This window comes from Nocardiopsis dassonvillei subsp. dassonvillei DSM 43111 (assembly GCF_000092985.1).
Taxonomy (GTDB): Bacteria; Actinomycetota; Actinomycetes; order Streptosporangiales; family Streptosporangiaceae; genus Nocardiopsis; species Nocardiopsis dassonvillei.
In genome coordinates, this window is record NC_014210.1 from 1,951,495 (window position 1) to 1,969,726 (window position 18,232).

Here is an 18,232-nt window from a genome sequence, read left to right on the forward strand (position 1 = left end):
GCCGCTGACCGCCGACCCGGGGCGCCGCGCCCCCCTTCCCCGCCCCCACGACCCCGAGGACGACCGATGAGCACGCCGGTGGAGGACTCCGCGAGCGAACACGGGGAACTGCTCCCCACCGCCTCGGCCCGCCGCACGTGGGCCGTGCTGGGCGAGGGGGTGCGCGGCACCGGCTGGGGCGCCCCGCTTGCCCTGGCCACCGTGCTCGCGGGCAGCGCCGCCGGACTGGTCGCCCCCTGGGTGCTGGGCCGGATGGTCGACGACATCTCGGCGCAGCGGGGGCTGGACACCGTCCTGTCCTCGGTCCTGCTCATCGCCGGGGCGGGGCTGCTCGGCGGCCTGCTCACGGGTGTGGGCAGCTGGCTGGTCAGCCGGGTCGGCGAGACCGTCCTGGCCCGCCTGCGCGAAAGCGTCATGGACCGCGTGCTGCGCATGCCCGCCGCCCGCCTGGAGCGGGTGCGCATCGGCGACCTGCTCTCCCGGGTCGGCGACGACGTCGCCGTGGTCACCGCCAGCATCGCCCGCAGCGGCCCCGACGCGGTCGTGGCCCTGGCCACCGTCCTGCTGACCGCGGTGGGCATCACCGCCCTGGACTGGCGCCTGGGCCTGGCCGCGATGCTGTGCGTGCCGGTCTACGTGACGGCCGTGCGCTGGTACCTGCCCCGTTCGGGCCCCTACTACGCCCGCGAGCGCGTGGCCATGGGCGAGCGCTCGCACGCGATGATGGGAGCCCTGCGCGGGCGTTCCGCCGTGCGCGCCTACCGCCTGGAGGACGAGCACGAGTCCCGGGTGCGCGACCGCTCGGCCGCCGCCATGGACATCACGGTGTCGGTGTTCCGGCTGTTCACCCGCTTCGGGTCGCGGCTCAACGCCGCCGAGTGCGTCGGACTGACCTCGGTGCTGGTGGCCGGGTTCTGGCTGGTGCGCGCCGACCTGGCCAGCGTCGGCATGGTCACCGCCGCCGCCCTGTACTTCCACCGCCTGTTCGGCCCGCTGATCTTCCTGGTCATGAACTTCAACGAGGTGCAGTCGGCCGGGGCGAGCCTGGCCCGTCTGGCCGGCGTGGTCGACCTCCCGGTGGAGGCCGACCCGGGCGCGGAGGAGGGCCCGGCCGGTTCCTCGGTCCGCGTCGCGGGGGTCACCCACTCCTACGGCAGCGGCGGCCCGGCCGCGCTGGAGGAGGTGTCGCTGGAGGTCGCCCCGGGTGAGCGCGTGGCCCTGGTCGGGGCCAGCGGCGCGGGCAAGACCACGCTGGCCGCCCTGGTCAGCGGCCTGCGCACGCCCACGACCGGAACCGTGTACCTGGGCGGGATCCCCCTGGAGGAGCTGGGGGAGCGGCGGGTGCGCGAGCACGTCTTCCTCGTCAGCCAGGAGACCCACGTGTTCGCCGGAACCCTGCTGGAGGACCTGCGCCTGGCCCGCGCCGGGGCCGACGCGGCCGAGGCGGAGGCCGCCCTGGAGGCCGTCGGCGCCCTGGAGTGGGTGCGCGCCCTGCCCGAGGGACTGGACACGGTGGTCGGCGAGGGCGGGCACGCCCTGACCGCCGAGCAGGCCCAGCACCTGGCACTGGCCCGGCTGGTGCTGGCCGACCCGGACGTGGCCGTCCTGGACGAGGCCACCGCCGAGGCGGGCAGTTCCGGCGCCCGGCGACTGGAGCGCGCCGCCGCCGCGGCCACCGCCGGGCGCACCACGCTGGTGGTGGCGCACCGGCTGACCCAGGCGCAGACCGCCGACCGCGTGGTGGTCATGGACCGGGGCCGCGTCGTCGAGCAGGGGACGCACGCCGAGCTGGTCGCCGCCGGGGGGCGCTACGCCGACCTGTGGCGCAGCTGGCGGGGCGCGCCGGACGACGGGGAGCCGCTCTCCCGCTGACCGCGCCCGGGGGCGGCACGCCGGTGCGCCCGGCCGGGCGCGGTCAGCGCCGCACGCGGCCGGGTCAGCGCCGTTCGGAGCGCGGGTGCCGGGGCGGGGAGTCCGGGAGGGGGCGCCGTCCGTACCCGCGCCGCCCCGGGCGCGGGACGGGCCGGGTCACAGCTGGAGTTCGCTCTCCACGCGCCGGAGGGTGTGGCGGGCCATGGCCAGGTTGGCGCGCTGGCGGTCCAGCGCCAGGTAGAGGAAGACGCTGCCGTGCGACTTCTCCAGCAGGCGGATGAGGTGGTACTGGCTGCTCAGCGTGATGAGGATGTCCTCGATGCGGTCGTCGAGGCCGATCGCGCCCAGGGCGCGCGTCTTGGCGCGCACGACCTCGGTGTTGGCCGCCGCGGCCATCTCCAGGTCGAAGTGGCCGCCGCCGCCCATGGTGCCCAGGGACATCCCGCTCTCGTAGTCGACGACCGCGACGCCGATCGCGCCCTCGATCCCCATGGCTTCCTTCATCGCCGCGTCGGCGTTCATGGCGTCTCCTCACGCTCGGTGTCCACCGCGGGAGCGGCGATACATGACGAAAATTAGCGAAACGCCCGGAGGGTGCGTAAGTGGACAGTTTGTGGCGGGAGTCCATCGTTACCACAGTGTGTTCTCTTTGCTCCTCTTTGACTGTTAAATGTCTTTTGGAGGCAACCAGACACCGGGGGGCACGTGTCGAGCACAGCTGTATCCACGGAGCGTTACCTGAGCTGTGACGGGGTCGTGGCCGCGATGCTCGTGGACCGCGCGACGGGTCAGGCGCACGCGCGGTCGGGTGCGGTGTCGGCGCTGCCCGACCCCGAGCACGTCGCGGACTCCCACCACCTGGCCCTCGACCTGGCCCTGGCCTCCCGCGAACCGGCGGTCCGGGAGAGCGTGGTCACCACCGACGGGCACCACGTGCTGACCCGCGCCGTGCCCTCCCCGGGCGCGGACGACGCCCTGCTCGTCCTGGTCTTCGACCGCGCGCGGACCAACCTCGCGCTGGCCCGCCTCCAGGCCGACGAGCACACCGCGGCGCTGCTGTCATGAGCGCCGCCGAGCCCCCGCGGGCCCTGGCCGAGCCCCTGCTCCGCGCCCGCGAGGAGGGGTTCACCGGAGCCCTGCGCCTGACCGGCCCGCCCGAGGCCCTGGTCCACCTGACCGCCGGGCGCGTCACCGCCGTCACCACACCGGCCGCGCCCACACCCGAGACCCTCCTGGTCAGGTCCGGCACGGTCCCCGCCGGGGCCTGGGCCGCCGCCTACGAGGCGGCCGCCCACACCGACAGCCTGGCCCGGGAACTGCTGGACCGCGGCGCGGTCTCGGCCGCGGTACTGGAACTGGCGTGCGCCACGGCGCTTGCGGACGGCGTCCTGGCGCTGTGCCTGTCCCCCGAACCCCGGGTGGAGGCCGTGCTCTCCGACGCCGCGCCGCCGCTGCTGGGCCTGGAGCACGGCCTGGACCCCGAGGAGGTGCTGGCCGAGGCCGGGCGCCGCCTGGTCTTCCTCGCCGACCGGTGGGGCGCGCCCGCGGACCTGGCCCGCCGCCGCCCCGTGCCCGCCGGGCCGGTACACGACTCCCTCCCCTCCGCCTACCGGCTCCTGCTCGCCCAGGCCAACGGCCGCCGCACCCCCCGGGACCTGGCCTTCGCCCTGGGCCGGGGGCTGACCGGGGTCATGGCCGACGTCGCGCGCCTCACCGAACGCGGGCTGCTGGAGGCCGCCGCCCCCGGCGGGGCGGACGGCCTCACCCGCCGCACGCCCGAGGCCGCCGCCCCGGACGAGGGCCCGTCCGCGCTGGCCAAACGGCGTCCGGGGGCCAACACCGTGCGCCCCGCGCCCCCGTCCTCCTCTGTCCCGGTCCCCGGGAACGTGCGCGAACGCCTGCGCTCACTGGGCGCCGACCACGGGACGGCCGCGGCGGTCGGGGAAGAGGCGGCCCGATGAGCACGACCGGACACCCCTGTCCGGCCCGCGGCGGCGAACCGCCCGCCGGGGGACACGAGGCGGGCGGCCTGACCGCACTGCCCAAGCGCACCCCCTCCCCGGTGCCCCGGGGACCGCGCCCCCGGCCGGGCCTGTTCGGCCCCAAGGAGCCCGAACCGGGGCCCATCGCCGCCCTGCGCCGCGCGCAGCGCGCCGCGGTGCCCCTGGAGAGGGTGCGCCGCGCACTACAGGACCTGGACGCCCACACCGGCCGCGCGCCGCGGCCGACCGACGAGCACGGGAGCGAGTAGATGGTTCAGGGTCAGATCGCCGAGGAGCTGGCGCGGCTGCGCGAGCACGTCGTCGGCGTGACCGACAGCGCCGTGGCCGCCTCCGACGGCATGCTGGTGGCCTCCGACATCCAGGGCGGACGTCCCCACGCGCTGGCCGCGCTCGCCGCCGCCTCCCTGGGCCTGGGCAAGCGCACCGGTGACGAGACGGGGCTGGGACCGCTGCGCGAGGTCGTCACCCGCTGCCAGGGCGGCTACGCGGTCGTCTACGCGGTCGGGATGGAGGCCCTGCTCGTCGTGCTGGGCGACGAGGGCATGGACACCGCCGCCCTGCGCCGCGAGTCCCGGCTGACGGTGGAGCGCGTGGGCTCGCTGCTGGAGGTCACCGCCGCGGGCTGAGGCCCCGGCGGCGGGGCCCTCCCGGGCCCGGCCCGCCGCCCGACGGACAGCGGACCCGGCACGGGCCAGGGGCCGCCTGCTTCGCGCGCGGGCCGGTCAGGCGCCGACGTAGGCCGCGAGGTGCTCGCCGGTGAGGGTGGAGCGGGCGGCGACGAGGTCGGCGGGCGTGCCCTCGAACACGACCCGGCCGCCGTCGTGGCCCGCCCCGGGGCCGAGGTCGATGATCCAGTCTGCGTGCGCCATCACCGCCTGGTGGTGCTCGACGACCACGACCGACTTCCCCGAGTCGACGAGCCGGTCGAGCAGGCCGAGCAGCTGCTCGACGTCGGCCAGGTGCAGGCCGCTGGTCGGCTCGTCCAGGACGTAGACGCCGCCCTCCCCGGCCATGTGGACGGCCAGCTTGAGCCGCTGCCGCTCGCCGCCGGACAGGGTGGTCAGCGGCTGGCCGACCCTGAGGTAGCCCAGGCCGACCTCCTCCAAACGCCGCAGGATCCGCGCGGCCGCGGGCACCTTCGCCCCCTCGCCGTCGAAGAACGCGTGCGCCTCGGCCACCGACATCGCGAGCACCTCGCTGATGTCGCGGCCGCCGTCCGGGCCGCCCAGGCGGTACTCCAGCACCTGCGGCTGGAACCTCCTGCCCTCGCACTCCTCGCACGGCGAGGCCACCGTGTCCATCATGGCCAGGTCGGTGTAGAGCACCCCGGCTCCGTTGCAGGCCGGGCAGGCGCCCTCGGAGTTGGGGCTGAACAGCGCCGGTTTGACGCCGTTGGCCTTGGCGAAGGCCTTGCGGACCGGGTCGAGCAGCCCGGTGTAGGTGGCCGGGTTGCTGCGCCGTGAGCCGCGGATCGCGCCCTGGTCCACCGACACCGCGCCCGCGCCCGCGGGCATCGACCCGTGGACCAGCGAACTCTTGCCGCTGCCCGCCACGCCGGTCACCACGCACAGCACGCCCAGCGGCACGTCCACGTCCACGCCGCGCAGGTTGTTGGCGTCGGCGCCGCGGATCTCCAGGGCGCACCGGGGCGTGCGCACCCGCGGCTTGAGCCGGGCCCGGTCGTCGAGGTGGCGGCCGGTGAGGGTGCCGCTGGCGCGCAGCCCCCCGACGCCGCCCTCGAAGACGATCCGCCCGCCGTCGTCACCGGCGCCGGGGCCGAGGTCGACCACGTGGTCGGCGATCGCGATGGTCTCCGGCTTGTGCTCCACGACGAGTACGGTGTTGCCCTTGTCGCGCAGCCGCAGCAGCAGGCGGTTCATCCGCTCGATGTCGTGCGGGTGCAGTCCCACGGTGGGTTCGTCGAAGACGTAGGTGACGTCGGTGAGCGAGGAGCCCAGGTGGCGGATCATCTTGGTGCGCTGCGCCTCGCCGCCCGAGAGCGTGCCCGAGGAGCGGTCGAGTGAGAGGTAGCCCAGCCCGATCTCCACGAAGGAGTCGAGCGTGTGCCCCAGTTTCTCCAGCAGCGGCCCCACGGAGGGTTCCTCGAGCCCGCGGACCCACGCGGCCAGGTCGCTGATCTGCATCGCGCACGCGTCGGCGATGCTGATCCCGCGGATCCTGGAGGACCGGGCCTCCTCGCTGAGGCGGGTGCCGTCGCACTCGGGGCAGGCGGTGAAGGTGACCGCCCGGTCCACGAACTCCCGGATGTGCGGCTGCATCGCCTCCCGGTCCTTGGACAGGAACGACTTCCGGATCTTGGGGATCAGCCCCTCGTAGGTGAGGTTGACGCCCTCGATCTTCACCTTGACCGGTTCCTTGTGGAGGAAGTCGGCGAGTTCCTCCTCGGTGTAGTCGCGGATCGGCTTGCGGGGGTCCACGAAGCCCGACTCGGCGTAGACCCGCACCGTCCAGAAGTTGTCCGACTTCCAGCCGGGGATGGTGAACGCGCCCTCGGCGATCGACTTGGAGTCGTCGTAGAGCTGGGTGAGGTCGATGTCGGAGACCGTGCCCCGGCCCTCGCAGTGCGTGCACATGCCGCCGGTGCGGCTGAAGGTCTGCTTCACGGCCTTGCCGTTGCCCACCCTGATGGCGCCGCTGGCCTGGACCGAGGCGACGTTGAACGCGAACGCGTTGGGCGAGCCGATGTGCGGTTTCCCGAGGCGGCTGAAGAGGATGCGCAGCAGCGAGTTGGCGTCGGTGGCGGTGCCCACCGTGGAGCGGACGTTGGCGCCCATCCGCTCCTGGTCGATGATGATCGCCGTGGTCAGCCCGTCGAGGACGTCGACGTCGGGCCGGGCCATCGTCGGCATGAGGCCCTGCACGAAGGCGCTGTAGGTCTCGTTGATCATCCGCTGCGACTCCGCGGCGATCGTGTTGAACACCAGGGAGCTCTTGCCCGAGCCGGAGACGCCGGTGAACACGGTCAGGCGGCGTTTGGGTATCTCGACGCTGACGTCCCGGAGGTTGTTCTCACGTGCGCCGTACACGCGGATCAGGTCGTGGCTGTCGGCGGCGTGCGGCTCGGGCGCCTCCGCGTCCGCCCTGGTGGCCGTGCTCATCGTGATCTCCCTCGGTCGGGTGAGGCCTCTGCGTCGGCGTCGTCTGGGTCGGCCCACCAGCGCCGGGCGACGGCCGTCGCGTGCCGGTCCGTGTGACCGGTGGGGTCCGTGGTGCCAACGCTAGACGGGGGAGCGGGGGCGGCGCTTCTCGATTCCTGACCGGAGGGCCCGGAGCGCCTAGTCCATGGCGGCGCGGCCGTGGCGCCAGTAGCCGATGAAGGCGATGTCGTCCTTGGGAACGCCGTGTTGGCGGACGAGGGTGCGGCGCAGTTCGGTGGGGAGGGCGTTCTCTCCGGCGACGAAGCAGTAGGGGCGTCCTGGGGGGAACTCGGCGGTGCGTACGGTTTCCAGGGCGAGTCGTCCGGGGACGGTGTGGGGGTCGGTGCGGGGTAGCCAGTGCACGTCGACTCCGGGCGGGGCCTGGACGGGGCGGATGTCGTCTGTGCTGGGGACTTCGAGGTAGGCCTGTCCGCGCAGGTGGGCGGGGGCCTGTTCGAGGATGGAGAGCAGGGCGGGTACGGCGCTCTCGTCGCCGACGAGCAGGTGCCAGTCGGCCTCCTCCGAGGGCACGTAGTACACACCGTCCGCGAGCATGCCCGCCTCGTCGCCGGGAGCGGCGGCGCGGGCCCAGGCGGAGGCGGGACCGGCGTCGCCGTGGTCCACGAACTCGATGTCCATCTCCAGCGCCTCGGGGTCGAAGCGGCGCACCGAGTAGCTGCGCACGTGCGGCTGGCGGCTCGGCGGCATGGCGCGGAGCTGCTCGAACCACCGCTTGCCGGCGTCGGCGGGCATGTGCAGCCGGTCCTGGCCCTCGCGGGGAAGGAACAGGCGCACGAACTGGTCCCGTCCGAGGAAGGCGAAGTCGGCCAGCTCGGCGCCGCCCAGGGTCACCGTGACGAAGTGCTTGCTCAGGCGCTCGGTCCGCACCACGCGGGTGCGGATCATGGCGCGGTGGCCGGGCTGTTCGACGCGCACGGGACCTCTTTCTCCTGGTTCGGGGGCACGGGGGTGGACCGCCTCCAGGTGAGGTTAGCCGAACCTTGCTTCGCCTGCGTTATCCCGATTCCGAACCCCGGGACCCCTCCAGCGGCTGGGCCGCGCGCGTAGCCCGGACACCCGGCCGGTCAGTCCCGGGACCCGGCCCGCACCCACCGCCACGGGCCGCCCGCCCGGTGGCCATGGGGCCGGGTGGCGCGTCTTTCGCGCCTCTTGTCCAAGTTATGAATCTACGTGGTAAAGGTGCCACTTGTCCGTTTTTCCGTTGAACAGAGGAGTCTCTTCACGAAACCGGGCAGCCCAACGGGACACGACTGTCGGCACCGTGCCCGAGAATCGGCGTATGACACAGCCAGCACACCGACACCACGCCATCGACTACCTGGAGCTCACGGTCACCGACCTGGACCGGGCGCGGCGCTTCTACGCCGAGGCGTTCGGATGGCGCTTCAACGACTACGGCCCCGGCTACGCGGGCATCCAGAACCCCGAGGGCCCGGACGCCCCCGAGGTGGGCGGCCTCGCGCTGGGCGAGGAGACGCGCGCGGGCGGCCCCTTCGTCCTGCTGTACTCGGCCGACCTGGACCGCTCCGTCGAGGCCGTGGAGGGCGCGGGCGGCCGTGTGGTGCGGGGCCCCTACGCCTTCCCCGGCGGGCGCCGCTTCCACTTCACCGACCCCAGTGGCAACGAACTGGGCGTCTGGGCCGAGGCCTGATGGGCGGGCAGGGGCACGAGGGGGGCGACCCCGCCGTGGAGCACCTGACCGCGACCCTGCGCCGCCGCAGGGAGGAGCTGGCGGGAGCGGTCGGGGTGCGGATCGGCAACGCCCTGGTCGTGCACGCGCTCGCCACGCACATGTGGGCGGGGGTGCCGGTCCCGGCCGTGGCCTGTCACGCCTCCGTCGACCCGCTGCGGCTGCGCGCCTCCGCGGGGCCGGTGACCTGCCGCAGGTGTCTGGCCCAGAGCGGCCAGGAGCGGCAGCGGCAGGTGCCCGGGCAGACCGAACTGGAGGTGTGACCGGTCGCGGCTCGGGGTCCGTCGGGGCGCGGGGCGGCGGCGTGTCCCCCCGCCGCCCGCGCCCGGCTCCTTCCCCGCGCGCTCCCCGCCGCCCGGCTCAGGCGGTGTGGCCGGTGTGGCGGGCGACGGCCTCGTTGAGGACCGCGCAGGCGCGGCGCAGGTCGGCGCGGTGCGCCGACCCGTAGCCCAGGACCAGTCCGTGCACGGTCGGGGCGCCGTGGCTGGCCCGCGAGGTGTCGTCCATCAGCACGCCCCGTTCGGCGGCCTCGGCCACTACGGGGGCGACGGCGTCGGCGGGCAACGGGAGCAGGACGTGCAGGCCCGCGGTGTCCCCGACGGGGCGGGTGGTGAGGAGGTCGATCAGCAGCCCGCGGCGGCGGGCGTACTCCAGGCGCATGCGGCGCAGGTGCCGGTCGAGGTCGCCGCGTTCGAGCAGCAGGGCGGTGGCGGCCTGGACCGGAACGCTGGTGCGGTCCGACAGGTCGTGGCGGACGGCGGCCAGGCGTTCCAGCAGCGGGGGTTCGGCGACGATCCAGCCGATGCCCAGGTCGGGGGAGAGGGTCTTGGACAGGGTGCCGAGCAGGATGACGCGGTCGGGGCCCAGGCCGTAGAGGGCGGGCAGGGGCGCCACGTCGTAGCGGAACTCGGCGTCGTAGTCGTCCTCCACGATCATCGCCGCGTTCCGGCGGGCCCAGGCCAGGAGGCGTTCGCGGCGCGGGACGGGCAGCCGTCCGCCGAGCGGGTACTGGTGGGCGGGTGTGGTGTGGACGAGGGTCAGGTCGTCGGGCAGGTGCTCGGTGAGGATGCCGTCGTGGTCGACCGGGCAGGGGAGCACGCGGGCTCCGCGGGCGGCCAGGATGGTGTGGGCCTTCTGGTAGCCGGGCTCCTCCACGCCCGCGCGGGTGCCCGCGCCGAGCAGGGCGGCCCCGACCAGGTCCAGGCCGTTGCCGGTGCCGCGGGTGACCATGACGTTCTCGGGGCCGATGCGTACTGCGCGGGTGCGGCGCAGGTGGTCGGCCAGGAGTGCGCGCAGCCGGGGCAGGCCGCGGGGGTCGGGGTCCTCGTCCAGGGGTTGTTCGGCCGCGTGCCGCCATGCCCGGCGCCAGGCGGCGCGGTCGTGGTCGCGGACCCAGGGGGCGCCGGGGCGCAGGTCGATCATGCCCTGGCTGCGGGCCTGTTCCCGGGAGGGGCGCGGGGCGGTGGTGCGCACGGCGGGGCTCGCGGTGGCGGACGGGGCGCCGTGTCCGCCGTCGTCGCCGCTGATGGTGTGCTCACGAGCGCCGCGTCCGTCGGCGGAGGGCCGGGAGGGGGAGGGCGGTGAGCTGTCCTGGGCGACGAACGTGCCCGAGCCGTGGCGTCCCTCCAACCAGCCCTCGGCGTAGAGCTGCTGGTAGGCCTCGGTGACCACGGTCCTGCTCACGACCAGCTGCGCGGCCAGGGCGCGGCTGGAGGGCAGGCGTTCCCCGGGTGCGAGCGTCCCGCCGGACATGGCCTCCCGCAGTGCGTCGGACAGCTGCGTCGTGAGGGGGCGGGCGGCGGAACGGTCGAGGTGGAAGGCCGGTTCGGCCAGGCGGCGGGGCACAGTGGTCCTTCGTTTTCGGGCAGAAGTGGCCATGGTCGTAAGGTCCACTTGCTTTCTAGGCTACGGTCATGCTCTCCACGACAGAACGCACCCGGCTGCGCCGCGGCAAGCACAAGGCCCGTACCGACCGGGCCGACCTGTACGACCTCCTGGACGAGGGGGTGGTGTGCCACCTGGGGGTGGTGGTCGACGGCGCGCCCATGGTGGTGCCCACCGCCTACGGGCGGATCGGCGACACCCTGTACCTGCACGGTTCGACCGGGGCGCGGTCGCTGCGCGCGGGCGGTGAGGTGTGTGTGACCGTGACCCTGCTGGACGGCCTGGTGCTGGCCAGGTCGCTGTTCCACCACTCGGTCAACCACCGCTCCGCGATGGTCTACGGCGTGCCTCGGGTGGTGGAGGACGAGCGGGAGCGGTTGGAGGGGCTGCGCGCGCTGGTCGAGCAGTTGACGCCGGGGCGGTGGGATGAGGCCCGCCAGCCGACCGCGAAGGAGTTGGCGGCCACGCGCGTGCTGGCGCTGTCGCTGGAGGAGGCGTCGGTGAAGGTGCGGACGGGGCCGCCGGCGGACGACGAGGAGGACCTGGCCCTGCCGGTGTGGGCGGGGGTGCTGCCGGTGCGGCGGGTGTTCGGGGTGCCAGAGCCGGATCCGGGTCTGGCTCCGGGGCTGGAGGTTCCGGCCTCTGTGGCGGGGCGGTCGCTGTTCCCGTCGCCGCTGTCCTGAGGTCGGCCGTTCCGGGAAAACGGTACGCGGGAAAACCGCGGGGCCGACCCGTCGGACATTCTTTGGCCTATTGGATAGGCCAATAGTCCTTTATTGCGGTGCGTTCGCCGACCGGACACCGTCCTGGTCACCGCCGCCGGGGGAAGCGGCCCTGCGGTGTGGCGAATCTCGCGTGAAACGGGGGTCGGGCGGTGTGGCCGAGCGTTTTTTGTGGGGTTCCCACAACGCATCGGCTTCGCTATGCGTGGTTCGGCCCATTGGTGTACCGGGCGGTAACCGACCAGGGTAGAAAGGTAGGTGCAGGCGACGCTCCGAGACCCGGACGTCGCCTTCTGCGCGTGGTACTTGGGAGGCTCAACCGGTGTTCAGTCGTGTCGCCATCGTCAACCGTGGAGAGGCCGCGATGCGGCTCATCCACGCTGTCCGGGACCTCTCAGCGGAAACCGGCACGCGGATCGAGACGGTGGCCCTCCACACCGACGCCGACCGCGACGCCACCTTCGTCCGCGAGGCCGACGTCGCCTACTCGCTGGGTCCCGCCTCGGCCCGTCCCTACCTCGACCACGCCGTCCTGGAGCGCGCGCTGGTCCAGACCGGCGCCGACGCGGCGTGGGTGGGCTGGGGCTTCGTCGCCGAGGACCCGGCCTTCGCCGAGCTGTGCGAGAGGATCGGCGTCACCTTCGTCGGGCCCAGCGCCGAGGCCATGCGCAAGCTCGGCGACAAGATCGGCGCCAAGCTGATCGCCGAGGAGGTCGGCGTCCCGGTCGCGCCGTGGAGCCGCGGCGAGGTCGCCACCCTGGAGGAGGCGCTGCGCGCCGGTGAGGAGATCGGCTATCCGCTGATGCTCAAGGCGACCGCGGGCGGCGGCGGTCGCGGTATCCGCATGGTCGCCTCGGGCGAGGACCTGGCCGAGGCCTACGAGCGCACCAGCCAGGAGGCGCTGCGCGCCTTCGGCTCCGGCGTGGTCTTCCTGGAGCGCCTGGTCACCGGCGCCCGCCACGTCGAGGTCCAGATCATCGCCGACGGACAGGGCACGGCGTGGGCGCTGGGCGTGCGCGACTGCTCGGTGCAGCGGCGCAACCAGAAGATCATCGAGGAGTCGGCCTCCCCGGTCCTGGACGCGGAGCAGACCGCGCACCTGAAGGCGTCGGCCGAGCGGCTGGCGCTGGCCGTGGACTACCGCGGCGCGGGCACCGTCGAGTTCCTGTACCACCCGGGCGAGAAGCTGTTCGCGTTCCTGGAGGTCAACACCCGCCTCCAGGTCGAGCACCCGATCACCGAGATCACCACCGGCACCGACCTGGTCCGGCTCCAGTTGCACGTGGCCAGCGGCGGCAGGCTGGAGGGCCCCCAGCCGGTCGAGTCCGGCCACGCCGTCGAGGCCCGGCTCAACGCCGAGGACCCCGACCGCGACTTCGCGCCCGCCCCGGGCCGCATCGCGCGCCTGGTCCTGCCCTCCGGTCCGGGCGTGCGCGTGGACACCGGTGTGCGCGAGGGCAACACCATCCCGGCCGACTTCGACTCGATGATCGCCAAGGTCATCGCCTACGGCCGCGACCGCGAGCAGGCGCTGGCCAGGCTGCGCCGCGCGATGGCCGAGACCACGGTGATCATCGAGGGCGGCGCGACCAACAAGAGCTTCGTGCTCGACCTGCTGGACCAGCCCGAGGTGATCGACGCCAGCGCCGACACCGGCTGGATCGACCGCGTGCGCGCCCAGGGGCGCCTGGTCAGCCACCGCCACTCCGCGGTGGCCCTGGCCGCGGCCGCGATCGAGGCCTACCAGGACGAGGAGGAGGTCAGCCGCCAGCGGCTGCTGTCCACCGCGCACGGCGGCCGTCCGCAGGTGCAGCACGAGAGCGGCCGTCCGCTGGACCTGAAGCTGCGCGGCGTGGGCTACCGGGTGAGCGTGGCCAGGGTCGGGCACCGGCGGTTCCGCGTCGGCGTCTCCGGAGGCGGCGACGTGCACCCGGCGGACGTGGAGGTCGAGCGCTTCGACGCGCACAGCGGCCAGATCGTGGTCAACGGCCACCGGTTCCGGCTGGTGTCGGCCACGCACGGACCGGTGCACCTGGTCGAGGTGGACGGCGTCACGCACCGGATCAGCCGCGACGAGGGCGGTGTGCTCCGCTCCCCGGCGCCGGCCCTGGTGGTGGCGACGCCGTTGGCGGTGGGCGACGAGGTCGAGTCCGGCGCGCCCGTCCTGGTGCTGGAGAGCATGAAGATGGAGACGGTGCTGCGTGCGCCGTTCCGCGCCCGGGTGCGCGAGTGCCCGGTGTCGGTGGGCAGCCAGGTCGAGACCGGTGCGCCGCTGATGCGGTTGGAGCCGCTGTCCGACGGGGACGCCGAGGAGGCGGAGTCGGGCTCGGAGGCCGTGGCGATCGAGCTGCCCGAGGAGGCCGGGGAGGCGTCCGCGGCCGAGCGCGTGGAGCGCGGCCTGCAGGACCTGCGCGGTCTGCTGCTGGGCTTCGACGCCGACCCGCACGACCGAGGGCGGGTGCTGGCCGACTACCTGGTCGCGCGCGCCGAGATGGGCGGTCGTCCGGTCGAGGGCGAGCTGGACCTGTTCACGGTGTTCGCCGACCTGTGCGAGCTGAGCCGCAACAAGCCGGGCGGGGAGCCCGACACCGAGCCGCACAGCTCGGTGCACAGCCCGCGCGAGTTCTTCCACAGCTACCTGCAGAGCCTGGACGTGGAGCGCGCCGGGGTGAGCGAGGGCTTCCAGGCCAAGCTCACCCGGGTCCTGGCCCACTACGGGGTCTCCGACCTGGACCGCACGCCGGAGCTGGAGGCCGCGGTCTTCCGGATCTTCCTGGCCCAGCAGAACACGGGCGCCGCGCTGGCGATCGTGTCGGAGCTGCTGCGCCGCTGGCTGGCGGGCGGGCCGCCCGCGGAGGCGCTCAGCGAGCGCGCCGGTCTGGCCCTGGAGCACCTGGTGGAGGCCACGCAGGTGCGCTTCCCCGCGGTGTCGGACCTGGCCCGCGGTGTGGTCTTCCGCTGGTTCGCCCAGCCGCTGCTGCGCCGCAACCGGGCACGGGTCTACGCCGCGGTGCGCGACGACCTGCGCCACCTGGACCGCGACCCGGACGCGCCGGACCGGGCGGAGCGGATCCAGGCCATGGTGGCCAGCGCCGAGCCGCTGGTGCGGCTGGTCGGCCAGCGCATGGGGCGGGCCGGGCGCGACCACGCCCCGCTGCTGGAGGTGCTGACCCGCCGCTACTACGGCAACCGCGGGCTGTCCGGGGTCGCGGCGCGCGAGGTCGGGGGCTGCCGGTTCGTCACCGCTGAGCACAACGGCGCGGGCGGCCTGACGCGCGTGGTCACGACCGCCGTCGACATCGCCGCCCTGCCCGACGCCCTCGGCGCGGTCGGTGAGCTGGCCGCCGACGTGGCCGAGCGCGGCCTGGTGGCCGACCTCTACCTCACCTGGGAGGGCCAGCCCGACGCCGACGCGATGGCGGTGCGGCTCGGGGGGCTGCTGGCCGAGCACCCGCTGCCCGCGGGCGTGCGCCGGGTCACCGCCACCGTCGCCGGTACCAGCGGCGCGGTGATGCACCACCACTTCACCTTCCGGCCCGAGGGGGACGGCTTCGTCGAGGACCGGCTGATCCGCGGCCTGCACCCGCAGATCGCCCGGCGCCTGCAGTTGCAGCGCCTGCGCGAGTTCGACCTCACCCGGCTGCCCTCGGCCGACGAGGAGATCTACCTGTTCCGGGCGGTGGCCAAGAGCAACCCGGCCGACGAGCGCCTCTTCGCGATGGGCCAGGTCCGCGACCTGACGCCGCTGCGCGAGGCGGACGGGCGCCTGATCGCGCTGCCCGCGCTGGAGGACACGGTCACCGGGTGCCTGGACGCGATCCGCAACATCCAGGCGCAGCGCCCGCAGAACCGGCGCTTCGACACCAACCGCATCATGATGTACGTGTGGCCGGCGACCGAGCTGACCCCCGAGGAGCTGGACACGCTGGTCCAGCGGCTGCTGCCGACCACGGCAGGGGCGGGGCTGGAGGAGGTCCAGTTCCTGGCCCGCCAGCGCACCTCCTCCGGTGAGCTGACCGAGGTCGCGGTGCGCATCAGCCTGGACCAGGGCCAGGACGCGCGGGTCCACGTCGAGGAGCCCTCGACCGAGCCGGTGCTTCCGCTGGACGACTACCGCCAGAAGGTGCTGCGCGCGGCCCGGCGCGGGACCGTCTACCCCTACGAGCTGACCGGCCTGCTGTCGGGTCCGGGCGGCGGTTTCACCGAGTACGACCTGGACGACAACGGTGTGCTGGTCCCGGTGGACCGGCCGCGCGGGCACAACTCCGCGGCGATCGTGGCCGGTGTGGTCACCACGCCGACCGTGCGCCACCCCGAGGGGGTCACGCGCGTGGTGCTGCTGGGCGACCCGACCAAGGCGCTGGGCGCGCTCTCCGAGCCCGAGTGCTCGCGGGTGATCGCCGCGCTGGACCTGGCCGAGTCGATGCGGGTGCCGCTGGAGTGGTTCGCGCTGTCGGCGGGCGCGCGGATCTCGATGTCCTCGGGCACCGAGAACATGGACTGGGTCGCGGCCGCGCTCAAGCGGATCGTGGAGTTCACCCAGGACGGCGGCGAGATCAACATCGTGGTCGCGGGCATCAACGTCGGCGCCCAGCCGTACTGGAACGCCGAGGCGACGATGCTCATGCACACCAAGGGCATCCTGGTGATGACGCCGGACTCGGCGATGGTGCTCACCGGCAAGCAGTCGCTGGACTTCTCCGGCGGGGTGTCGGCCGAGGACAACTTCGGCATCGGCGGCTACGACCGGGTGATGGGGCCCAACGGGCAGGCGCAGTACTGGGCGCCGAACCTGGCCTCGGCCCGTGAGATCCTCATGGCGCACTACGACCACACCTACGTCGTGCCGGGGGAGGAGGCGCCGCGCCGGGCCAGGACCCTGGACCCGGTCGACCGCGACGTCTCGGCGTTCCCGCACGCGGTGGCGGGCAGCGACTTCGCCACCGTCGGCGAGATCTTCTCCGCCGAGCACAACCCGGACCGCAAGAAGCCCTTCGACATCCGCACGGTGATGCGGGCGCTCTCGGACCAGGACCACGCGGTGCTGGAGCGCTGGGCGGGCATGGCCGACGCCGACACGGCGGCGGTGCAGGACGTGCACATCGGCGGTTGGCCGGTGTGCCTGGTGGGGATCGAGTCGCGGTCGGTGCCGCGGCACGGCTTCCCGCCCACCGACGGCCCCGACACCTACACGGCGGGCACGCTGTTCCCGCGTTCGTCCAAGAAGGTGGCGCGGGCGATCAACGCGGCGTCGGGCAACCGGCCGCTGGTGGTGCTGGCCAACCTGTCGGGGTTCGACGGCTCACCGGAGTCGCTGCGCAAGCTCCAGTTGGAGTACGGGGCCGAGATCGGCCGGGCGATCGTCAACTTCGACGGCCCGATCGTGTTCTGCGTGATCTCGCGCTACCACGGCGGCGCGTTCGTGGTGTTCTCCAAGGCGCTCAACCCGAACATGACGGTGCTCGCGCTGGAGGGCTCGTTCGCCTCGGTGCTGGGCGGGGCCCCGGCGGCGGCCGTGGTGTTCGCCGGTGAGGTCAACACGCGTACCGCGAGCGACCCGCGGGTGACCGGGCTCCAGGAGCAGGTGTCGGCGGCCAGCGGCGCCGAGCGGGCCGCGCTCAACGCCCGGTTGGCCGAGACGCAGTCCTCGGTGCGGGCGGAGAAGCTCGGCGAGGTCGCGGCGGAGTTCGACCGGGTGCACAGCATCCAGCGCGCGGTCGAGGTGGGTTCGGTGGACGCGATCATCAGCGCCGCCGAGATGCGGCCGCGCATCATCGAGGCGATCGAGCACGGCATGAAGCGTTAGGGCCGGTCGTGGGCGGGGCGCGGGTGGACCGCGGCCGCCCGCGTGGGGCGGGGGTGCGGCGGCAGACCGCGGCCCCGCCCCGTTCGTGTTGTCAGCGGATCTTCTCGCCGTACACGTGGTCGACGGGCATGGTCATGAGCACCCTGCGGTCGGAGACCATGACCGACCGGTACTCCTCCCAGTCGGGGTGCTCCCCGGCGGCGAGGCGGTAGTAGTCCACCAGTGACTCGACCTCGGGGCCGTGCGGGTCGGTGCCCGGCCCGGTGAGGGTGGCCACGCCCTCGGCGGTGGCCCACGCCCAGCCGTCGGCGCTGGTGACCTGGAGCGTGGCGCGCGGGTCGCGGCGCAGGTTGGCGGTCTTGGCCCGGCCCTCGGTCATGGAGACGTGCAGCAGGTCGGTCTCGGCGTCGTAGAAGGGCTGGACGGGGGAGAGCTGGGGGCGGCCGTCGGCCTTGATGGTGGCCAGGACGCCGAGCCTGCTCTGGGCGAGCAGCGCGCGCGGGTCGAACGTCGTCGTGGTCATGTTCCAGGACCCCTCTCTGCCGGATGCTGGTGGTGCGCGGTGGTGCGGGGCCGTGTGCGGCCGGTCACGATCGTACTCCCGGTGTGTGCGCCGGTCCCGGCTCCGCCGCGTGGTCCGCGCCGCCGTGTCCGCCGGCCGCGGCCCGCGCGAGCGGGCCCGCCATCCGGTGTTCCGGGGCGCCCGCGTCCGTGTCGGCCGGAGCGAGGGCGCGGCCCCAGCGCTCCACCGGCTCCCCGGAGCCGCGCTGACCGGGGCGGGCACCGGAGCGGTGGCGCGGGCGCGGCCCCTGTGCGCCTTCCGGCCGCGAGGGGCCGAGGGGGCCTTGATAGTCTGCCGGGGCCAGTCGTACCACGTACGTGGTCAGGGAATCCGGTGCGAATCCGGAACTGACGCGCAGCGGTGAGGGGGACGGGCGGGGTACTCACGCCACTGGGGCGGAGGCCGCGGCGACCACGGAGTCGAGGCGGCACCGACCTGGGAAGGCACCCCGTCCGGGCGAACCCGAGTCCGAAGACCTGCTGGCCCCTCCGCGTCGAGTGCGCGGAGGCGTCCC

Annotated in this window: 14 protein-coding genes and 1 riboswitch; of the genes, 9 read left to right on the forward strand and 5 right to left on the reverse strand. The window is 74.1% G+C overall.

Going from position 1 to position 18,232, the window contains the following annotated elements; translation table 11 throughout:
• The first annotated feature begins 66 nt into the window (after nucleotides 1-66).
• Nucleotides 67-1,872, forward strand: coding sequence for an ABC transporter ATP-binding protein (locus NDAS_RS07920; protein ID WP_013152630.1), 1,806 nt, complete (start codon nucleotides 67-69; stop codon nucleotides 1,870-1,872).
• A 156-nt stretch (nucleotides 1,873-2,028) separates the two neighbouring features.
• On the opposite strand, the gene NDAS_RS07925 is transcribed toward NDAS_RS07920, so the two are convergent.
• Nucleotides 2,029-2,394: a hypothetical protein gene (locus tag NDAS_RS07925; RefSeq protein WP_013152631.1), complete on the reverse strand. Its 366-nt coding sequence runs from the start codon at nucleotides 2,392-2,394 to the stop codon at nucleotides 2,029-2,031.
• A 183-nt stretch (nucleotides 2,395-2,577) separates the two neighbouring features.
• Here NDAS_RS07925 and NDAS_RS07930 point away from each other — a divergent pair, with 183 nt between their 5' ends.
• From NDAS_RS07930 to NDAS_RS07945, 4 genes are read left to right on the forward strand one after another with little or no spacing between them, the layout of a single operon-like run.
• Nucleotides 2,578-2,937: a hypothetical protein gene (locus NDAS_RS07930; RefSeq protein WP_013152632.1), complete on the forward strand. Its 360-nt coding sequence runs from the start codon at nucleotides 2,578-2,580 to the stop codon at nucleotides 2,935-2,937.
• Complete coding sequence (locus NDAS_RS07935) at nucleotides 2,934-3,833, forward strand: hypothetical protein (RefSeq protein WP_013152633.1); 900 nt, start codon at nucleotides 2,934-2,936, stop codon at nucleotides 3,831-3,833. The genes NDAS_RS07930 and NDAS_RS07935 overlap by 4 nt, the downstream gene beginning before the upstream one ends.
• A complete protein-coding gene (locus NDAS_RS07940) occupies nucleotides 3,830-4,123 on the forward strand; it encodes a hypothetical protein (protein ID WP_013152634.1) in 294 nt (97 codons plus the stop codon). The genes NDAS_RS07935 and NDAS_RS07940 overlap by 4 nt, the downstream gene beginning before the upstream one ends.
• On the forward strand, nucleotides 4,124-4,501 hold the full coding sequence (locus NDAS_RS07945) for a roadblock/LC7 domain-containing protein (protein ID WP_013152635.1): 378 nt from the start codon (nucleotides 4,124-4,126) through the stop codon (nucleotides 4,499-4,501).
• 96 nt (nucleotides 4,502-4,597) lie between these two features.
• Here the strand turns inward: NDAS_RS07945 and NDAS_RS07950 are convergent, their stop codons facing one another.
• A complete protein-coding gene (locus NDAS_RS07950; RefSeq protein ID WP_013152636.1) occupies nucleotides 4,598-6,994 on the reverse strand; it encodes an ATP-binding cassette domain-containing protein in 2,397 nt (798 codons plus the stop codon).
• A 177-nt stretch (nucleotides 6,995-7,171) separates the two neighbouring features.
• Nucleotides 7,172-7,969: a siderophore-interacting protein gene (locus tag NDAS_RS07955; protein WP_013152637.1), complete on the reverse strand. Its 798-nt coding sequence runs from the start codon at nucleotides 7,967-7,969 to the stop codon at nucleotides 7,172-7,174.
• 364 nt (nucleotides 7,970-8,333) lie between these two features.
• Here NDAS_RS07955 and NDAS_RS07960 point away from each other — a divergent pair, with 364 nt between their 5' ends.
• The gene (locus tag NDAS_RS07960) at nucleotides 8,334-8,705 is read left to right on the forward strand and encodes a VOC family protein (protein ID WP_013152638.1); all 372 of its coding nucleotides are present in this window, start codon (nucleotides 8,334-8,336) and stop codon (nucleotides 8,703-8,705) included.
• Nucleotides 8,705-9,007 (forward strand): hypothetical protein, encoded by a 303-nt coding sequence (locus NDAS_RS07965; RefSeq protein ID WP_013152639.1) that lies wholly within the window; start codon nucleotides 8,705-8,707, stop codon nucleotides 9,005-9,007. The genes NDAS_RS07960 and NDAS_RS07965 overlap by 1 nt, the downstream gene beginning before the upstream one ends.
• Nucleotides 9,008-9,104: 97 nt before the next feature.
• On the opposite strand, the gene pdxR is transcribed toward NDAS_RS07965, so the two are convergent.
• On the reverse strand, nucleotides 9,105-10,589 hold the full coding sequence (pdxR, locus tag NDAS_RS07970) for a MocR-like pyridoxine biosynthesis transcription factor PdxR (protein ID WP_013152640.1): 1,485 nt from the start codon (nucleotides 10,587-10,589) through the stop codon (nucleotides 9,105-9,107).
• 68 nt (nucleotides 10,590-10,657) lie between these two features.
• Here pdxR and NDAS_RS07975 point away from each other — a divergent pair, with 68 nt between their 5' ends.
• Together NDAS_RS07975 and NDAS_RS07980 are read left to right on the forward strand one after the other, a co-directional pair.
• Nucleotides 10,658-11,311, forward strand: a complete 654-nt coding sequence (locus NDAS_RS07975) for a pyridoxamine 5'-phosphate oxidase family protein (RefSeq protein ID WP_013152641.1) — start codon at nucleotides 10,658-10,660, stop codon at nucleotides 11,309-11,311.
• A 361-nt stretch (nucleotides 11,312-11,672) separates the two neighbouring features.
• Complete coding sequence (locus tag NDAS_RS07980; protein ID WP_013152642.1) at nucleotides 11,673-17,156, forward strand: ATP-binding protein; 5,484 nt, start codon at nucleotides 11,673-11,675, stop codon at nucleotides 17,154-17,156.
• Nucleotides 17,157-17,247: 91 nt separating this feature from the next.
• Here NDAS_RS07980 and NDAS_RS07985 read toward each other — a convergent pair whose 3' ends face one another.
• Complete coding sequence (locus tag NDAS_RS07985) at nucleotides 17,248-17,679, reverse strand: PPOX class F420-dependent oxidoreductase (protein ID WP_013152643.1); 432 nt, start codon at nucleotides 17,677-17,679, stop codon at nucleotides 17,248-17,250.
• Nucleotides 17,680-18,002: 323 nt separating this feature from the next.
• Nucleotides 18,003-18,216: riboswitch (cobalamin riboswitch) on the forward strand.
• Nucleotides 18,217-18,232: the final 16 nt, after the last annotated feature.

Excerpts from the sequence above, each read along its gene's own strand:
- NDAS_RS07985 (WP_013152643.1), bottom strand. The coding sequence starts at position 17,679 with ATGACCACGACGACGTTCGACCCGCGCGCGCTGCTCGCCCAGAGCAGG.
- NDAS_RS07965 (WP_013152639.1), top strand. The coding sequence starts at position 8,705 with ATGGGCGGGCAGGGGCACGAGGGGGGCGACCCCGCCGTGGAGCACCTG.
- NDAS_RS07945 (WP_013152635.1), top strand. The coding sequence starts at position 4,124 with ATGGTTCAGGGTCAGATCGCCGAGGAGCTGGCGCGGCTGCGCGAGCAC.
- NDAS_RS07935 (WP_013152633.1), top strand. The coding sequence starts at position 2,934 with ATGAGCGCCGCCGAGCCCCCGCGGGCCCTGGCCGAGCCCCTGCTCCGC.
- NDAS_RS07925 (WP_013152631.1), bottom strand. The coding sequence starts at position 2,394 with ATGAACGCCGACGCGGCGATGAAGGAAGCCATGGGGATCGAGGGCGCG.
- NDAS_RS07960 (WP_013152638.1), top strand. The coding sequence starts at position 8,334 with ATGACACAGCCAGCACACCGACACCACGCCATCGACTACCTGGAGCTC.
- NDAS_RS07920 (WP_013152630.1), top strand. The coding sequence starts at position 67 with ATGAGCACGCCGGTGGAGGACTCCGCGAGCGAACACGGGGAACTGCTC.
- NDAS_RS07975 (WP_013152641.1), top strand. The coding sequence starts at position 10,658 with ATGCTCTCCACGACAGAACGCACCCGGCTGCGCCGCGGCAAGCACAAG.
- NDAS_RS07950 (WP_013152636.1), bottom strand. The coding sequence starts at position 6,994 with ATGAGCACGGCCACCAGGGCGGACGCGGAGGCGCCCGAGCCGCACGCC.
- NDAS_RS07940 (WP_013152634.1), top strand. The coding sequence starts at position 3,830 with ATGAGCACGACCGGACACCCCTGTCCGGCCCGCGGCGGCGAACCGCCC.